Below are 19,660 nucleotides of genomic sequence, written 5' to 3'. Positions count from 1 at the left end.
CGAACGCACGCTGGCTGTATGACGAGTGAGGCTGTTTCCGCCCGCGATGAAGCCCCCGACGACGCCAGCGCACGCGGCCGTGAGAACCCCGGCGCAGATCCCCGTGACGACCTCAGGGACGAGGAGGCGGTCGCGATCGTCGGGGTCGCCTGCCGGCTGCCGCAGGCGCCGGACCCGACGGCGTTCTGGGAGATGCTGCGGGCGGGCCGCGACGCTGTCACGGGGGTCCCCGAGGGCCGGTGGGTGGGGGCGGACGCTCCGCGTTTCGGCGCCTTCCTGGACCGGATCGACGCGTTCGACGCGGCGTTCTTCGGGATCTCGCCGCGTGAGGCGGCGGCGATGGATCCGCAGCAGCGGCTCATGTTGGAGCTGAGCTGGGAGGCGTTGGAGGACGCGGGGGTGGTGCCCGGGTCGCTGGGCGGCAGCCGTACGGGGGTGTTCGTCGGGGCGATCTGGGATGACTACGGCACGTTGACGCTCGCCGAGGGGAGCGGGGTGATCGGCGCGCACACGATCACGGGCGTCCACCGGAGCATCATCGCCAACCGGGTGTCGTATGTGCTGGGGCTGCGCGGACCGAGTCTGGTGGTGGACACGGCGCAGTCGTCGGCGCTGGTCGCGGTGCACATGGCGGTCGAGGCCCTGCGGTCGGGCGAGGTCGACCTGGCGCTGGCGGGCGGGGTCAACCTCAACATCCTGCCCGCGAGCGCCACCACGACGGCGCGGTTCGGTGGCCTGTCGCCGGACGGGCGCTGTTTCACCTTCGACGCCCGTGCCAATGGTTATGTGCGGGGTGAGGGCGGCGGCGCCGTGGTGCTCAAGTCGCTGCGCCGTGCCGTGGCCGACGGCGATCCGGTGTATGCGGTGATCCTGGGGAGCGCCGTGAACAACGACGGTCCGGCCGACGGGTTGACCGTGCCGAGTGCGCAGGCGCAGTCGGAGGTGCTGCGGCGTGCTTATGAGCGGGCAGGGGTCGCGGCCGGGGAGGTGCAGTATGTCGAGTTGCACGGCACGGGGACGCGGCGCGGCGATCCGGTGGAGGCGTCGGCGCTGGGTGAGGTGCTCGGGGCGGCGCGTACGGCGGGGACGCCGCTCGTGGTCGGCTCGGCCAAGACGAACGTCGGGCATTTGGAGGGTGCGGCGGGCATCGTCGGGTTGATCAAGGCGTCGTTGAGCATCCGCCACCGCCTGCTGCCCGCGAGTTTGAACTTCGCGACGCCTAATCCCGATATACCGCTGGACGATCTGCGGCTGCGGGTGCAGACCGAGTTGGGCGCGTGGCCTCGGCCGGAGCGTCCGCTGGTCGCGGGGGTGAGTTCGTTCGGCATGGGAGGCACGAACTGCCATCTCGTCCTGTCCGATCCGCCGCGTGCCGCCGAGCGGGTACGGCCCAGGCACTGGCGTCGCGAGCCCGGCGACGCCGTTCCGGTGGTGCCGTGGCTGCTGTCGGCGCGGACGGCGTCGGGGCTGCGTGGGCAGGCCGAGCGCCTGCACGCGTTCCTGGCCGCGGCGGAACAGGCGGACGGGCAGGCGGCGGAAGAGACAGCCGATCCGGTGGTCGGGCAGGCTGTCGGGCAGGCGGGCGGCGCCGGGGAGGACACCGGTGTTCCGCGTTCGGTGGATGTGGCTTATTCGCTGGTCTCGACGCGGACCGCGTTCGCGCACCGGGCGGCGGTTGTCGGGTCGGATCGGGCGGCGTTGATGAGCGGTCTCGCGGCGCTGGCGGCGGGGTCTCCCGCGCCGGGGGCGGTGCGGGGGCAGGTACGGCGGGGGCGCACGGCGTTCCTGTTCTCGGGGCAGGGGTCGCAGCGTGCCGGCATGGGCCGCGGGTTGTACGAGGCGGTACCCGAGTTCGCGGAGGAGCTGGACGAGGTGCTCGCGCACCTGGCCCCCGGGGTGAAGAAGTCGATGTTCGCGCCGGACGGCAGCCCGGCAGCAGCGCTGCTGGAGCGGACGGAGGTGGCGCAGAGCGCGCTTTTCGCGCACGAGGTCGCGCTGTTCCGGCTGTTCGAGCGGTGGGGGGTGGTGCCCGACTTCCTGATCGGGCACTCGGTGGGGGAGCTCGCCGCCGCGCACGTCGGCGGTGTGCTGTCGCTGCGCGACGCGGCCACGCTGGTGGCGGCGCGCGGGCGGCTCATGCAGTCGGCCCCGTCGGGTGGTGCGATGGTGTCCATCCGGGCGTCGGAGGAGGCGGTCATCGCCGACCTGGCGGAGTGCGGGGAGTACGGCTCGCGCATCGACGTGGCGGCGGTGAACGGTCCGGCGTCGACGGTGGTGTCGGGCGACGGGGACGCGGTGGCGGCGTTCGCGGCGCGCTGGGACGACCGCGGGGTGAGGACGCGTGCGCTGCGGGTGAGCCACGCGTTCCACTCGGCGCATATGGACGGTGTTCTCGCGGACTTCAGGGTCGTCGCCGAGGGGCTCCACTACCGTCCACCGGTCGTCCCGGTGGTGTCCAACGTGTCGGGGGCTTTCGCCGGGGAGGAGCTGTGCTCGCCGGACTACTGGGTGCGTCACATTCGTGCGGCGGTGCGGTTCTACGACGGGGTGCGCGCGCTGCGCGACGCGGGGGCTTCGATGTTCGTGGAGGTCGGGCCAGATTCCGTGCTGGCTCCCCTGGCGCATGCGGCGGTGGGGGACGGCGGTGCCGTGGTGGCGGCGCAGCGGCGCGGCCGTCCGGAGGCCGAGGTGCTGGTGGCGGCGCTGGCGCAGGCGCACAACGCGGGTGTGGCGGTGGACTGGGAGGCGGTGCTGTCCGCGCACGGTCCGCGGCGTGTGCCGCTGCCGACGTATGCCTTTGAGCGGGAGCGGCACTGGATCGCCGTGGGCGCGGCCGGTGGAGGCACGGCCTCGGCAGGTGGAGGCGCGGGGGCGGGCGGCGGCGCCGTGCCGTACGGGCCGGATGCGCGGGCTGGACGGGCTGGACGAGATGGATCGGGCGAATCGGGTGGATCGGGTGGGTCCGAGGGGCCGACCGTGCGGGTCGCCGCCCCCGAGGTGAAGGACCGGGAGCGCCACATGCTGGACCTGGTGCACGGGCATGTGGCGGCGGTCCTCGGCCATGGCGCGGGCGGCGCGCCGGACGCGGCTCAGCCGTTCAAGGACGTGGGGTTCGACTCGATGATGGGGGTGGAGCTGAGCGGCCGACTCTCGGAGGCGCTCGGGGTGCGGCTGCCGGACACGTTGATCTACGACCATCCGACGGCGGCGGCCCTGTCGGAGCGGCTGCTGGCGGAGGTGTACGGCGCGGCCGACGACGCCGGCGAGGGCCCGTGGGCCGGCGGAGAGCAGCACCTCGGGGAGCCCGGGGAGCCCGGGGAGCCGATCGCGATCGTGGGCATCGGGTGCCGTTACCCCGGCGGGGTCGATTCGGCCGAGAGTCTGTGGGAGTTGGTGGCGGCGGGTCGTGACGCGATCGGCGAGTTGCCCGCGGACCGGGGGTGGGACCTGCGGCGGCTCTACGATCCGGACGGCGATCGGCCGGGGACGTCGTATACGCGGCGGGGAGGGTTCCTCTACGACGCAGCGCTGTTCGACGCGGGGTTCTTCGGGATCAGTCCGCGTGAGGCGGCGGCGATGGATCCGCAGCAGCGGCTGCTGCTGGAGACGTCGTGGGAGTCGCTGGAGGCCGCGGGGGTCGATCCGTCGGTGCTGCGCGGGAGCCGTACGGGTGTCTTTGTGGGGGCGAGCGCCCAGGATTACGGTCCGAGGCTGCATGAGGCGGCCGACGGGCACGACGGGTATCTGTTGACGGGCACCGCGGCGAGTGTGGCGTCGGGGCGGATCTCCTACGCGCTGGGGCTGGAGGGTCCGGCGGTGACGGTGGACACCGCGTGCTCGTCGTCACTGGTGGCGCTGCATCTGGCGGCGCGGGCCCTGCGCGGCGGCGAGTGCGATCTGGCGCTGGCGGGCGGTGTCACGGTGATGGCGACGCCGGGGATGTTCGTGGAGTTCAGCAGGCAGCGCGGGCTGTCGCCCGACGGGCGGTGCAAGCCGTTCGCGGCGGCGGCCGACGGCACCGGGTGGTCGGAGGGTGTCGGCGTGCTGGTGCTGGAGCGGCTGTCGGACGCGCGGCGCAACGGCCACCGGGTGCTTGCGATGATCCGCGGTTCGGCGGTCAACCAGGATGGCGCGTCGAACGGGCTGACCGCGCCGAACGGGCCTTCGCAGCAGCGTGTCATCCGGCAGGCGCTGGCGGCGGCGCGGCTGTCGCCGGGCGACGTCGACGCGGTCGAGGCGCACGGGACGGGCACGCGGCTGGGCGACCCGATCGAGGCGCAGGCGATTCTGGCGACGTATGGGCAGGGCCGCGACCGGCCGCTGTGGCTGGGGTCGATCAAGTCGAACATCGGCCACACGCAGGCGGCGGCGGGTGTGGCAAGCGTCATCAAGCTGGTGCAGGCGCTGCGGTACGGCACGCTTCCGCAGACCCTGCACGTGGACAGGCCGACTCCGCACGTCGACTGGGAGTCGGGTGCGGTGCGGCTGCTGACCGAGCCCGTGCCGTGGGCGGAGGGGCGGGACGGCGGATACGGCGGCCGGCCGCGCCGGGCGGCCGTGTCGTCGTTCGGGATCAGCGGCACCAACGCGCATCTGATCCTGGAGGAGGCGCCGACGGCCGAGCCGGCCAGCGGCGCGACGGCCGCGACGGCCGAGGCCGGGCCCGGCCTTGTGGTGTGGCCGCTGTCGGCCAAGAGCGAGGCGGCGCTGCGCGCGCAGGCCGTACGGCTGCACGCCCACGTGACCGGCGACCCCGCGGTCGCGCCCGCCGGTGTGGCGCGGACGCTGGCGGAGGGGCGTGCGGCGTTCGGGCACCGGGCGGTGGTCGTGGGCGGTGACGGGGCCGAGTTGGCGGCGGGGCTGGCCGCTGTCGCGGGCGGTGGCCAGGCACCGGGTGTGGTGCGCGGCACCGCGCGCGAGGTGGGGAAGACGGTGTTCGCGTTTCCCGGCGCTGGGTCGCACTGGGTGGGCATGGCGACGGGGCTGGCGGAGTCGTCGCCGGTGTTCCGCGAGGCGCTCGAATCGTGCGCCGAGGCGCTCGCTCCGCATGTCGACTGGTCGCTGCTGGAGGTGATCGGCGACGAGGAGGCGCTGCGCCGGGTGGAGGTGGTCCAGCCGGCGGTGTTCGCGGTGATGGTGTCGCTGGCCGCACTGTGGAGGTCGCACGGCGTGGTGCCGGACGCGGTGGTGGGGCACTCGCAGGGCGAGGTCGCCGCCGCGTGTGTGGCGGGCGTGTTGACGCTGCCGGACGCGGCGCGGCTGATCGCGCTGCGCAGCCGTACGCTGACCGCGCTGGCGGGCCGGGGCGGGATGGCGGCGGTGCCGCTGCCGGTGGAGGAGGTGCGCCGGCGTGTCGAGGCGGGGATGTCGATCGCGGCGGTGAACGGCCCTGCCACGACGATCGTGTCCGGCGACGCGGAGGCGGTGGACAGGTTCCTGGCGGCGTGTGAGGCGGACGGTGTGCACGCGCGCCGCGTCCCGGTGGACATCGCCTATCACAGCGCGCACACCGAGGCGGTGCGGGAGGAGCTGCTGGCGGCTCTGGCGGACATCGCCCCCCGGCCGGCGGAGATCCCCATGGTGTCGACGGTCACCGGCGGCCTGGTCGAGGGGCCGGAGCTGGACGCGGAGTACTGGTATCGCAACCTCCGGCAGACGGTGCTCTTCGCGCCGGCCGTGCGGAGGCTTCATGAGGACGGGCACGGTCTGTTCGTCGAGGTGGGCGCGCATCCAGTGCTCACCGCCGCGATGCAGGACACGGCCGTCGGCGCGGTGGTGGCGGGGACGCTGCGCCGGGGCCGCGGCGACCTGCGGGCGTTCATGACGTCGCTCAGCGAGGTTCATGTGAACGGCGCGGCCGTGGATTTCCGCCCGCCGCCCGGCGCGGCGGTGGAGCTGCCCACTTATCCTTTCCAGCGTTCGCGCCACTGGATCAACACCCCGGCGGGCGCGGTGGACTTCGCCGCGCTGGGGCTGGCGACGGGCGAGCATCCGTTCCTCGGGGCGTCGGTACGGCTGGCGGACGGCGGCACCACGCTCTACACGGGACTGGTGTCCCTCGACACGCGTCCGTGGCTGGCCGACCACGCGATCACGGGCACGGTCGTCCTGCCGGGGGCCGCGGTCGTGGACCTTGCTCTGCATGTGGGTGAGCGGGCGGGGGCGGGACGGGTCGACGAGCTCACGTTGGAGAGTCCGCTGGTGCTGTCCGCGGAGGGGGCGGTCCGCCTTCAGGTGGCGGTCTCCCCCGCCGACGAGGGCGGCGGACGCGCGATCAGCGTGTATTCGCAGCCCGAGGAGGAGCCGGGCGAGGTGTGGACACGGCACGCGAGCGGGCGGCTCGCGCCCTCGGCGGACCCTGCCCCCGCTGCTGCGCCGGTGCGGGTTCCGGGGGGTGCGGAGCCGGTGGACCTGGCCGGGCTCTATGAGCGCCTAGGGGCGCAGGGCTACGACTACGGGCCCGCGTTCCAAGGGGTGCGCGCGGCCTGGCGGCACGACGGCGACGTCTACGTCGAGATCGAGACCGGTGTGGAGGCGGACGGCGCTTTCGCGGTGCATCCGGCGCTGCTGGACGCCGCGCTGCATCTGGCGGTGCTCGCCGACGACGCGGCGGCGGCGTCCGCGGCTCCCCGGTTGCCGTTCTCGTGGGCGGGAGCCGTACGGCATGCGGGGTCGGGCGGGCAGGCGGGCGGGCAGGCGTCCGCGGGGCTGGCGCGGTTGCGGCGGCTCGGGGATGACGCTGTGGCGGTGACCTTGGCGGAGCGCGGCGGAGCGCCGCTGGTCACGGTGGAGCGGCTCAGCCTGCGCGCGATGCGGGCGCGGCCGGCACAGCGGGATTCGCTGTTCACGGTCGAGTGGTCGGTGCGGGCGGCCGGGTCCGGGTCGCCGGGCGTGGTGCGGACGGCCGTCGTGGGCGACGGGCCGGACGGGCTGCCCGGGAGCCGCCACCCCGATGTCGCGTCGGTGGTGGAGGCGCTCGGCGGGGATCGGCATGCGGTGCTGCTTCCCGTCTACGACCTGTTCCCGGGGGACGGAGCGGTGGGGCGCGCTCACGCGGTGACGGGCCATGTGCTGGGCGTCCTGCGGGAGTGGCTCGCCGAGGACGCGCTCGCGGCGTCCACGCTCGTGGTCGTGACCCGGGGGGCGGTCGCCGTACGCCCCGGCGACGACGTGCCCGAGCCGGCGGAGGCGGCGGTGTGGGGCCTGGTGCGTACGGCGCAGGCCGAGAACCCCGGCCGACTGGTGCTGCTGGACACCGACGGCGGCGCGGCCTCCGAGGAGGCGCTGATCGCGGCGCTGACCTCGGCCCTGGCCTCGGGCGAGCCGCAGCTCGCGCTCAGGGACGGCGCCGTTCATGTGCCGAGGCTGGCGCGGCCGGCGGCGGCGGCCACGGCGCCGCGCGACCTCGACCCGAACGGCACGGTGCTCATCACCGGAGGCACGGGCACGCTCGGCGGGCTGGTGGCCCGGCATCTGGTGACGGCCCGCGGCGTGCGCCGCCTGGTGCTGCTCGGCCGGCGGGGCGCGGCCGGCGAGCGGGCCGCGCGGGTGAAGGCCGAGTTGACCGGGCTCGGTGCGGAGGTGGAGGTCGTCGCCTGCGACGCCGCCGACCGCGACGCCCTTGCCGCGGTGCTGGCCGCCGTACCCGCCGAGCATCCGCTCACCGGGGTGGTGCACGCGGCCGGGGTCCTCGACGACGGGGTCGTCGCGTCGCTCACGCCCGAGCGTGTGAGCGGCGTGCTCCGCCCCAAGGTGGACGCCGCCTGGAATCTGCACGAGCTGACGCGGGAGCTGGACCTGGCCGCGTTCGTGCTGTTCTCATCGGTGACCGCGACTCTCGGGAGTCCCGGCCAGGCGAACTACACCGCCGCCAACGCGTTCCTGGACGGCCTCGCCCAGCACCGGCGGGCGCGGGGGTTGCCGGCGGTCTCCCTGGCGTGGGGGCTGTGGGAGGAGTCCAGCGGGATCACCGGCCATCTCGCGGAGCGCGACATCGCCCGGATGGCCCGGGGCGGCCTGGTGCCGATCGGCACCGAGGCGGGGCTCGCGCTGTTCGACGCGGCGTTGGGGCTGGACCTGCCGTTCGTCGTTCCGGCCGCGCTCGATCTGGCGGCGCTGCGGTCGCGCGGGGATGGCGCGATACTCGCGGGCGCGATACCCACGGGCGCGAACTTCACGGGCGCCGCCTCCCGGGGCGCGGTCCCGCCCGGCGCGGCCCTTCCGGGCGCGGCGCGCGGCGGGTCGCCGTCCTCGGGGGCGGCGCTCTCCGGGGCGGCGCTCTCGGGGGCGGCGCTCTCCGGGGTGGCGGCGCAGGGGGACGGGCCGCTCGCGGGGCTGCTCGCGCTGCCGGAGGAGGAACGCGAACCGGCGGCGCTGGCGTTCGTCGTCGCCCAAGTGGCCGCGGTCCTGGGCCACGGGACCTCTGACGACGTCCAGGCCGGGCTGGCGTTCAAGGATCTCGGGTTCGACTCCCTCACGTCCGTGGAGCTGCGCAACAGGCTCAACGCGGCGACGGGGCTGCGGCTCCCGGCCACGCTCGTGTTCGACCATCCGTCGCCGACGGCGCTCGCGGGGTTCCTCCTCGGTGTGCTGCCCGGCCGGGAGGCCCGGGAACCGGCGCGCGAACCCGCGCGCGAACCGGCGGCGGCGTCCGCGCGGGCGGACGAGCCGATCGCGATCATCGGGATGGCGTGCCGCTATCCGGGTGACGTGCACACCCCGGAGGAGCTGTGGCGGCTGGTGGTGGACGGCGTGGACGCCATCACCGAGTTCCCCGCCCAGCGCGGGTGGGACCTGGACGAGCTCTACGACCCCGACCCGGACGCGCCCGGCAAGAGCTACACCGTGCGGGGCGGTTTCCTGCACGACGCCGACCGGTTCGATCCGGCGTTCTTCGGGATCAGCCCCCGGGAGGCGCTCGCCATGGACCCGCAGCAGCGGCTGCTGCTGGAGACGGCCTGGGAGGCGTTCGAGCGGGCGGGGATCGACCCGGCGTCGGTGCGCGGGAGCCGTACGGGGGTGTTCGCGGGGGTGATGTACAACGACTACGGGTCGCGGGTGGCGGCCAGCCCGCCTGAGCTGGAAGGTTATCTGCGCAACGGCAGCTACGGCAGCGTCGCGACGGGCAGGGTGGCCTACACGTTCGGGCTTGAGGGACCCGCGGTGACGGTCGACACGGCGTGTTCGTCGTCGCTGGTGGCGCTCCACCTCGCGGTGCGGGCGCTGCGCGGCGGGGAGTGCTCGCTGGCGCTGGCCGGCGGCGTCACGGTGATGTCCACGCCCGCGACGTTCGTGGAGTTCAGCAGGCAGCGCGGGCTGTCCCCCGACGGGCGGTGCAAGGCGTTCGCGGACGCCGCCGACGGCACCGGGTTCGCGGAAGGCGCCGGGCTGCTGCTGGTGGAGAGGCTGTCGGACGCGCGCCGCAACGGGCATCCGGTGCTGGCGGTGATCCGCGGCACCGCGGTCAACCAGGACGGCGCGTCCAACGGGCTCACCGCGCCGAACGGCCCGTCGCAGGTGCGGGTGATCCGGCAGGCGCTGGCCGACGCCGGGCTGTCGAGCGCCGATGTCGACGCGGTGGAGGCCCACGGCACCGGCACGTCGCTCGGCGATCCGATCGAGGCGCAGGCGCTGCTGACGGCGTACGGCGAGGGCCGCGCGCCCAGCGAGCCGCTGCTGATCGGCTCGCTGAAGTCGAACATCGGCCACACGCAGGCCGCCGCCGGGGTCGGCGGGATCATCAAGATGGTGCAGGCCATCCGGTATGGGCGGCTGCCGAAGACGCTGCACGTGAACGAGCCGTCGGGGCACGTCGACTGGTCGGACGGCACGGTCAGGCTGCTCACGGAGGCGACGCCGTGGCCGGATCGGGGCCGCGCGCGGCGGGTCGGGGTCTCGTCGTTCGGCATCAGCGGCACCAACGCCCACGTGGTGCTGGAGGAGGCGGCTCCGGTGGCGGAGGCCCCGGAGGAGCCGCGTGCGGTGCCGTGGCCGCTGTCGGCCCCCACGCCGGCGGCGCTGCGGGCGCAAGCGGCGCGTCTGCACGATCACGTGGCGGCCACCGGCCCGCGTGCCGTGGACGTCGGTTTCACCCTGGCGACGGGCAGGTCGGTCTTCGCCGAGCGGGCGACGGTCGTGGGGCGCGACCGTGAGGCGCTGCTGCGGGGGCTGGCCGCGGTCGCCCGGGGCGACGGCGCGGCGCCCGGCGCTCCTGGTGCACCCGGTGCGCCCGGTGCGCCCGGCAGGACGGCGTTCCTGTTCACCGGGCAGGGCAGCCAGCGGCTGGGCATGGGGCGGGAGCTGTACGCCGGGTATCCCGTGTTCGCGTCGGCGTTCGACGCCATCGCCGCCGAGTTCGACCGGCGACTGCGGGTGCCGTTGGCGGAGGTGCTGTTCGCCGAGCCGGAGTCCGAGGCCGGGGCGCTGCTCGATCAGACGCTGTACGCGCAGGCCGCGCTGTTCGCGGTGGAATGCGCCCTCTACCGTCTGGTGAGCGCGTTCACGGGCGCGCCGGACTACGTGATCGGGCATTCGATCGGCGAGCTCGCCGCCGCCCACGTCGCCGGGGCGCTCGACCTGCCGAACGCGTGCGCGCTGGTCGCCGCGAGAGGCCGCCTCATGCAGTCGGCCCCGGCCGGCGGCGCCATGGTCGCGGTCGAGGCGGGCGAGGCGGAGATCGAGCCGCTGCTCGCCGGCGCCGACGGGCGGTACGGCACCGCCGAGATCGCCGCGCTGAACGGCCCCCGGTCGACGGTGGTGTCCGGCGACGAGGAGGCCGTGGAGCGGGTCGCCGCGCACTGGCGGGACCAGGGGCGCCGGACCAGGCGGCTGCGCGTCTCCCACGCGTTCCACTCGGCGCACATGGACGGCGTCCTCGCGGAGTTCCGCGCCGCCGCGCGGGAGGTGGTGTTCACTCCTCCCCGGATCCCGCTCGTGTCGAACCTCACGGGGGCGCTCGCCACGGCCGAGGAGCTCGCCTCGGCCGACTACTGGGTGCGTCATCTGCGCGGCGCCGTACGGTTCCTCGATGGGGTCCGCCTGCTCGGCGGGCTGGGGGTGACCACGTTCGCCGAGCTGGGGCCGGACGGGGTGCTGAGCTCGGCGGCGCTGTCGTGCCTGCCGGAGGGGAGCGCGGACGCGTTCCCGGTGCTGCGGCCTGGCGCCCCTGAGGCGGACACCCTGCTGCGGGCGGTGGCCCGGATGCACGCGGGCGGCGCGCGTGTCGACTGGCGGCCGGCGCTGCGCGGGGGGCGGCCGGTGGAGCTGCCGACCTACCCGTTCCAGCGGGAGAGCTACTGGCTGGACACGGCGTCGCTGCCGGTGGACACCTCGGGGCTCGGCCTGTCCCCCGCCGGGCACCCGCTGCTCGGGGCGGCGACCGAGCTGGCGGACGGCGGGCTGCTGTTCACCGGCGGGCTCGCGCCTCGGCGGCAGCCGTGGCTGTGGGAGCACGCCGTCGGCGGTGTGGCCGTGCTTCCGGGGGCGGCGCTGGCGGAGCTGGCGCTGCGCGCGGGCGACGAGGCGGGCTGCGACCGGGTGGAGGAGCTGGTTCTGCGCGCGCCGCTGACGCTGCCCCGGGGCGGGGTGCGGTTGCGGGTGACCGTACAGGCCGCCGGTGAGGACGGCACGCGGGCGCTGGTCGTCGACGCGCGGCCCGAGAGCGGGCAGGAGTGGACGACGCACGCGACCGGTGTGCTCGGTGGGGCTGTGCCGGGTGTGACTGTGCCGGGTCAGGCTGTGTCGGGTGGGGCCGCGGGCGTGCCGGTGGACGGCCTCGCGGACTGGCCGCCGCCCGCCGCGGAAGCGGAGGTCTCGTACGCGGCGCTGGCCGACCGCGGCTACCACTACGGGCCGGCGTTCCAAGGGGTGACGGCGCTGTGGCGGGAGGGCGACACCACGTACGCGGAGGTCCGGCCGCCCGAGAGCCTCGACACGGCGGGGTTCGGTATCCATCCGGCGCTTCTCGACGCAGCCCTGCACCCCGCGCTCTTCGCCGACGGCGGCGAGCCCGGCGCGGTGACGCTGCCGTTCTCGTGGGAAGGGGTGCGGCTGCACGCGGTCGGGGCTCGGGAGCTGCGGGTCAAGGTCACCCGACGCGGGAGTACGGCTGTCGCGGTGGACGTGGCCGACGCGGCCGGCGGCCCGGTGCTGTCGATCGACACGCTCACGCTGCGGCCCTTCCACGGGGAGCCGGAGTCCGAGCGGCTCGACGGACTGTTCGACATGGCGTGGCGGCACGTCCCCCAGGTGCCGGCGGTCGCCGATCACGTGGTCGCGGCGTCCCCGCCTCCGTTCGACCCGTCCGACCCGATCGGCTCGGTGCACGCGGCGGCGCGGGCCGCGCTGGAGCTGGTGCGTACGCACCTTGACGGCGCACACGCCCCCGCGGTGGTGGTCACACGCAGGGCGGTGCCCGCCGACGGCGTCGTCGCCGACCTCGCCGGGGCCGCCGTCTGGGGGCTGCTGCGGTCGGCGCAGACGGAGAACCCGGGCGCGTTCACGCTGCTCGACGTGGACGGCGCGGGCGCCCCGCCGGCCGAGCTGCTCGGCCGGGCCGTCGCCATGGGCGAGCCGCAGCTCGCGTGGCGCGGCGGACGGCTGCTCGCGCCCCGGCTGGTGCGGGCCGCGCGCGAACGGCGGAACGCCCCGGATCTCGGCGGCACGGTGGTGATCACGGGCGCGAGCGGGGAACTCGGCGGGCACCTGGCGCGGCACCTCGTCGACCGGCACGGCGTCACCGGCCTGCTGCTGGCGAGCCGCCGCGGCCCCGACGAAGCGCTCGTGGCGGAGCTGCGGGAGCGCGGCGTCCACGTCGAAGGGGTGCCATGCGACGTATCGCGGCGCGACGACGTCGCGCGGCTCCTCGCGGCGGCGCCGGAAGGCCGCCCGGTCTCGTGGGTCTTCCACGCGGCGGGCGTGCTCGACGACGCGACCGTCGAGACCCTGACGCCCGAGCGGCTGTCGGCCGTGCTGCGGCCGAAGGTCGACGCCGCGTGGCACCTGCACGAGCTTCTCGGCGACGACGCCGGCCTGGTGCTGTTCTCGTCCGTCGCGGGGGTGTACGGCACCGCCGGCCAGGCCGCCTACGCGGCGGCCAACGCCTTCCTCGACGCGCTGGCCGGGCACCGTTCCGCGCTCGGGCTCCCCACCAGGTCCGTCGCCTACGGACTGTGGGCCACCGAGAGCGGCATGGCGGGCGGGCTCAGCGAAGCCGACCGGGCCCGCCTGGCCCGGTCCGGGGTCGCGCCGCTGGACCCGGGGCATGGGCTGGCGCTGCTCGACGCCGTACTCGCCGGGGAGCGGCCGACGCTCGTGGCCGCCCGGGTGGAGCTGGGCGCGGTAGACGCCGAGGCGGCTCCCGCCGTACTGAAGGAGCTGCTTCCCGCGGCGGGCCGGCGGCGTGCCGCCCGCCGAGCGGGGGGTGCTCAGGCGGGGCTCTCCGCGCTGCCGGAGGGGGAGCGCCTGGCCGCGCTGCTGGACCTCGTGCGGGAGACGACGGCGAACGTCCTCGGGCACGCGAGCGCCGACACGGTCGCCGAGACGCTCGCGTTCACCAACCTCGGCATCGACTCGCTGACGGCGCTGGAGCTCCGCAACCGGCTCGCCGAGCGGACCGGGCGGCGGCTCGCCAGCACGGCGGTCTTCGACCACCCGACGCCTTCAGCGCTGGCCAGACACCTGCACGGGGAGCTGTTCGGCGAGCAGTCCGGCGGTACGGCCGCGCCTTCCAAACCGGGCGGGCGGGCCGCGGCCGAGGCGGCGTCGGAGCCGATCGCGATCGTGGCGATGGCCTGCCGCTACCCGGGAGGGGTAGACGGGCCCGAGGCGCTCTGGCGGCTGGTGCGCGGCGGTGTCGACGCGGTGTCGGAATTCCCCGCGGACCGGGACTGGCAGGTGGACCGCCTCTACGACCCCGACCCCGACGCGGCCGGCAAGACGTACACCAGGCACGGCGGTTTCCTCTACGACGCGGGCGACTTCGACCCGGAGTTCTTCGGGATCAGCCCGCGTGAGGCGCTCGCCGTCGACCCGCAGCAGCGGCTGCTGCTGGAGACCGCGTGGGAGGCGTTCGAACGGGCCGGGATCGACCCCGGGACGCTGCGCGGCACCGCGACGGGCGTGTTCACAGGCGTGATGTACAACGACTACGGCGCGCGGCTGCACCAGGCGCCGAGCGCGCCCCCCGGCCACGAGGGCTATCTCGTCAGCGGCAGCGCGGGCAGCGTGGCCTCCGGCCGCGTCTCCTACACCTTCGGCTTGGAGGGGCCCGCCGTGACCGTGGACACGGCCTGCTCGTCGTCGCTGGTGGCGCTGCATCTGGCGGCTCAGGCGCTGCGCACCGGGGAGTGCTCGCTGGCGCTCGCCGGAGGAGCCACGGTGATGGCCTCCCCCGCGACGTTCGTGGAGTTCAGCCGCCAGCGCGGCCTCGCGCCCGACGGGCGGTGCAAGGCGTTCGCCGCCTCCGCCGACGGCACCGGCTGGGGCGAAGGGGTCGGGCTGCTGCTGCTGGAACGGCTGTCGGACGCGCGGCGCAACGGGCATCCGGTCCTCGCCGTGGTGCGCGGTTCCGCCGTCAACCAGGACGGCGCCTCCAACGGGCTCACCGCGCCGAACGGGCCGTCGCAAGAGCGCGTCATCCTGCAGGCGCTCACGAACGCCGGGCTCGCGCCCGGCGACGTGGACGCCGTCGAAGCACACGGCACGGGCACGGTGCTGGGCGACCCCATCGAGGCCAACGCCCTGGCCTCGGCCTACGGGCGCGACCGCGACCCGGGCCGCCCGCTGCTGCTCGGGTCGCTCAAATCGAACATCGGGCACACGCAGGCGGCGGCCGGGGTCGGCGGCGTCATCAAGATGGTCGAGGCCATGCGGCGGGGCGAGCTGCCCAAAACCCTGCACGTCGACGCGCCCTCGCCGCACGTCGACTGGGAGGCGGGGGCGCTGCGGCTGCTCACCGAGCACACGGCCTGGCCCGACCTCGGGCGGCCCCGCCGCGGCGCGGTGTCGTCGTTCGGGATCAGCGGCACCAATGCGCACGTGGTGCTGGAGCAGTGGGCCGAACCCCAGGACCACCCCGGGGCTTCGCCGGAGGCCGGACCGCTACCGCTGCCGCTGCCGCTGCCCTGGGTGATCTCGGCGACGACGCGGGAGGCGCTGCGCGGGCAGGCCCTGAAGCTGGCCGACCATGTGGAGTCGGCCGCCGGCGCCGACCTGGCGGCCATGGCGGCCACCCTGGCCGGGGGGCGGGCGCGGTTCCCGGAGCGCGCCGCCGTCGTCGCGGCGGACCGGGGCGAGCTCGCCGCGGCGCTGCGGCGGCTGGCCGGCGGGGCGGCCCCCTCGGAGGGGGCGTGGCACGGCGGCGCCGACCCGGCGGGCCGTACGGCACTGCTGTTCACCGGCCAGGGCAGCCAGTATCCCGGCATGGGCCGCGACCTCCACGCCGCCTACCCGGCCTTCGCCGACGCCTTCGACGACGCCTGCGCCCACCTGGACCCCCACCTCGGCGTGGGGCTGCGCGACCTGGTCTTCGGCTCCGGGGACTCTGGTGCCTCCGGGGACGACGCGTCGGGTGCGCTGGGCCGTACGGCGTATGCCCAGCCGGCGCTGTTCGCGCTTGAAGTGGCGCTGTTCCGGCTGCTGGAGGCGTGGGGGGTGCGCCCGGACTACGTGATGGGGCATTCCGTCGGCGAGATCGCGGCGGCGCATGTGGCCGGGGCGCTGGCGCTGCCGGACGCGGCGGCGCTCGTCGCCGCGCGGGGCCGCCTCATGCAGGCGCTGCCGGAGGGCGGCGCGATGGTGGCGCTGCAGGCGTCGGAGGAGGAGGTGGCGGAGCTGCTGGACGGGCAGGGGCCGTCCGGGGTGCGTGCGTCGATCGCGGCGGTCAACGGGCCTCGGGCCACGGTGGTGTCCGGGGACCCGGACGTGGTGGCGGCGGTAGCCGTACAGGTGGAGGCGCGGGGCGGCAAGACGAGGAGGCTGCGGGTCGGGCACGCGTTCCACTCGCCGCACATGGACGGGATGCTCGACGATTTCCGCGGCGTGGTGGCGGAGCTGCGTTTCGGGCCGCCCGCGATCCCGGTGGTGTCGAACCTGACGGGGGACGTGGCGTCCGCCGATGAGCTGGGGTCGCCCGACCACTGGGTGAACCAGGTGCGGCGGCCGGTCCTGTTCGCCTCCGGGGTCCGCCGCCTGGCGGAGCTGGGCGTCACGCGTTTCGTCGAAGCGGGTCCCGACGCGGTGCTCAGCGGGCTGGTACACGACTGCCTGCCCGAGGGAGGCGCGCGGGTGCCGGCGGTGCCGCTGCTGCGCCGGGGCCGCCCCGAGGTCAGGACCGCGCTGTCGGCGGTCGCGGCGGCGCACGTGTCGGGTGTGCCGGTGGATTGGAAGGCCGTCATGGGCGGCGGCGCTCCGCAGGTGGCCGACATGCCGACGTACGCGTTCCAGCGCCGCACCTTCTGGCTGTCGGCGTCGCCTCGCGGCGGAGACGCCGACACGTTGGGCCTCGGCTCGGCGCGGTACCCCCTTCTTGACGCGGCCGTCGATCTGCCCGACGACGGCGGCGCGGTGTACACGGGCGAGATCTCCCTCGAACGTCGGCCGTGGCTTGCCGACCACGCGATCCGGGGCACCGTGCTGGTGCCGGGTTCGGCGTTCGTGGACCTGGCCCGATGGGCGGGTGAGATGTCCGGCTGCGACCATCTATACGAGCTGGTGCAGCACGCTCCGCTGGCGCTGACGCCGACCGGGCGGGTGCACCTTCGCGTCACCGCGGGCCGGGCCGACGGTGAAGGCCGGCGCGCGGTCACGGTGCATTCGCGGGACGCCTCCGAGGCGGGCCCGTGGACGTTGCACGCGGCGGGCGAGGCGGGCCCCGACCAGGCCGGTGAGCCTGAGCGTCCGGCGGGCGTCTGGCCGCCGGTGGGGGCGGTGGCCGTGGAGCTCGCCGACCCCTATGCCGCGTTCGGCGATGCGGGCTACGAGTACGGGCCCCTGTTCCAGGGGCTGCGGGCCATGTGGCGGGCCGGCGACACGCTGTACGCCGAGGTGTCGCTGCCGGGCGGGTCTCCGGACGGGCCTTTGGACGGGTCTTTGGCGGGGTCTTTGGCGGGGCCTTTGGAGGGGGCGGGCGAGTTCGGGCTGCATCCGGCGCTGCTCGACAGCGCCCTGCACCCGCTCGTCCACGAACTTGTCCATGGGGATCTCCCCTCGGGCGCCGGCGAGATGCGCCTGCCGTACTCGTGGTCAGGTGTACGGCTGCACGCCGCCGGGGCCGCGACCGCGACGCTGCGCGTCACGCTCACCCCGACCGGGACCGACACCTACGCGGTGCTGCTGGCGGACGGCACCGGGGGCCCCGTGGCCTCCGTCGAGTCCCTGGTCCTGCGCTCGGCCACCGCCGCCGCCCCCGACGACCTGTTCCAGGTCGAATGGCCGACCGTCCCCGCCTCGGCCCCCGCGGCCTCCTCCGGCTCTCTGGTCGCGGTCGGGCCCGACCCGCGGCGGCTGGCCGAACGTTGGCGGGCCGCCGGGCGGGAGGCGGTGCGGCATTCCGACCTGGCGGCCTACCTCGGCGGCCTCACCGGGCCCGCGCCCTCGGAGGTCGTATATCTGTGCGGCTCCGGCGACCCGGCCCCCGACCTGGCTTCCCGCCCAGCGTCCGAGCCGGCGTCCGAGGTGGCATCCGGCCCAGCGTCCGAGGTGGTAACCGGGTCGGCCTTGCCCGGCGCGGCCTCCACATCGACTTTCCCTCCGGCGCCCGACCCGGCATCCGACCCGGCGTCCGACCCGGCGTCCAACCCGGTGTCCGAGGTGGCATCTGAAGCGGTGTCCGGCCCGGCCTCGCTCGGCGCTGCTTTCGACTTGGCCGGGGCGGCGCGGGCCACGGCGCACGCCACGCTCGCCGATCTGCGCGCCTGGCTCGCCCATCCGCACACGGCCGGGGCACGCCTGGTCGTGGTCACGAGCGAGGCGGTAGCCGTACACCCGGGCGACGGGGTGGCCGGGCTGGCGTCGGCCCCGGTGTGGGGCCTGGTGCGGTCCGCGCAGAGCGAGCATCCCGGCCGGTTCCGGCTGGTCGACCTCGACGCGGACGACGCCTCGGCCGACGCCCTGCCCGGGGCTCTCGCCTCCCGGGCCGAGCAGATCTCCATACGCGCGGGGCGGCTGCACACGCCTCGGCTGGCGCGCCTGCGCCCCCGCCCCGGCGGGGGCGGCACGCCGTGGCGTGAAGGCACCGTCCTCGTCACCGGGGCATCGGGCGCGCTCGGCGGCCTCGTCGCCCGGCACCTGGCCGCCGAACACGGCGCCCGGCACCTGCTGCTCGTCAGCCGCCGGGGGCCAGACGCGCCCGGGGCCGCGGAGCTCGCCACCGACCTGGCCGCGCGCGGCGCCGACGCCACCTGGGCCGCCTGCGACGTCGCCGACCGCGACGCGCTGCGCGAGCTGCTGGGCTCGATCCCGGCCGACCGGCCTCTCCGCGGGGTCGTCCACACCGCGGGGACCCTCGCCGACGGCGTGCTGGAGTCCTTGACCCCCGACCGCTTCGACGTGGTGGCCCGGCCTAAGATCGACGCCGCGTGGCACCTGCACGAACTGACCGCCGACCTGGGCCTCGCCGCCTTCGTGCTCTTCTCGTCCCTGGCGGGTGTCGTCGGCACCGCCGGCCAGGCCGGCTACGCCGCCGCCAACGCGTTCCTCGACGCCCTCGCACAGCACCGGACCTCCCGGGGGCTCCCGGCGACCTCCCTGGCCTTCGGCCTCTGGCACGACGACGGCCCGGAGACAAGCTTGGGGACGGGATTGGGAACGGGATCGGGGAACGGCATGGGCTCTGACCTGGGCCGGGCCGACCTGGCCCGCATGGCGGGGCTGGGTGTGGCGCCTCTGCCGGCCGCCGACGGGCTGGCGTTGTTCGACGCGGCCGTCGCGGCGTCGGCGAGTACGGCGGTGCCGACGCGGCTGGACCTGCGGGCGCTGCGCGCCAAGGCCGACTCGGGCGCGCTTCCCGAACTGTTCGCCGGTCTGGTCCGCCGTACGGCCCGGCGGGCCGCGCCCGACGCGGCGGGCACGGCGGGCCGGGCAGGCCAGTGGGCGCAGACCCCGGCGGGGCTGCCGGAGGCGGACAGATATCCGTTCGTGCTCGACCGGGTGCGCGCCGCCGTCTCGCGTGTCCTCGGCCACGCCGACGCGCACGCCGTCGACCCCGACCGCGGCCTGCTCGACCTCGGGCTCGACTCCCTCACCGCCGTCGACCTGCGCAACGAGCTCGCCTTCGGCACCGGACTGCACCTGCCCACCACCGTGGCGTTCGACCACCCGTCGGCCGCCGCGCTCGCCCGGCACCTGCTGGCCGAGGTGCTGCCGTCCGAGGCGGACGGCCTGGCCGGCCTGCTCGCCGACCTCGACCGGTGGGAGACGGCCGCGCTCGCCACCACCGCGGACCAGGGCGACCGCACCCACCTGCTGGCCCGGCTCCGCGGCCTCGTCGGCAGGCTGGACGGCACCGCCGAAGCCGGCGACCTCCTCACCGCCGACCTGGCGAACGCCTCCGACGAGGAGATGTTCCTCCTCATCGACGGCGACGGCGACCTGCCTTCTTGACCCCCGACGCCGTACCGCCCTCCCCCTGAGCCAGGGGGAGGGCGGTACGGCGGTTTCGGGT

The 19,660-nt window shown here is 75.7% G+C and carries 1 protein-coding gene; it reads left to right on the top strand.

From position 1 onward, the window contains the following. Positions 1 to 18 precede the first annotated feature (18 nt). The gene (locus tag BLQ73_RS33405; protein WP_218125795.1) at positions 19 to 19,599 is read left to right on the top strand and encodes a type I polyketide synthase; all 19,581 of its coding nucleotides are present in this window, start codon (positions 19 to 21) and stop codon (positions 19,597 to 19,599) included. Positions 19,600 to 19,660: the final 61 nt, after the last annotated feature.

This window comes from Sinosporangium album, from assembly GCF_900100605.1.
In the GTDB taxonomy this organism is placed as follows: domain Bacteria; phylum Actinomycetota; class Actinomycetes; order Streptosporangiales; family Streptosporangiaceae; genus Sinosporangium; species Sinosporangium album.
Note: the sequence above shows the minus strand (reverse complement) of the source record. Positions and strands in the feature narration are given on the sequence as shown.

Coding starts and splice junctions, on each gene's coding strand:
- BLQ73_RS33405 (WP_218125795.1), top strand. CDS start 19: ATGACGAGTGAGGCTGTTTCCGCCCGCGATGAAGCCCCCGACGACGCC.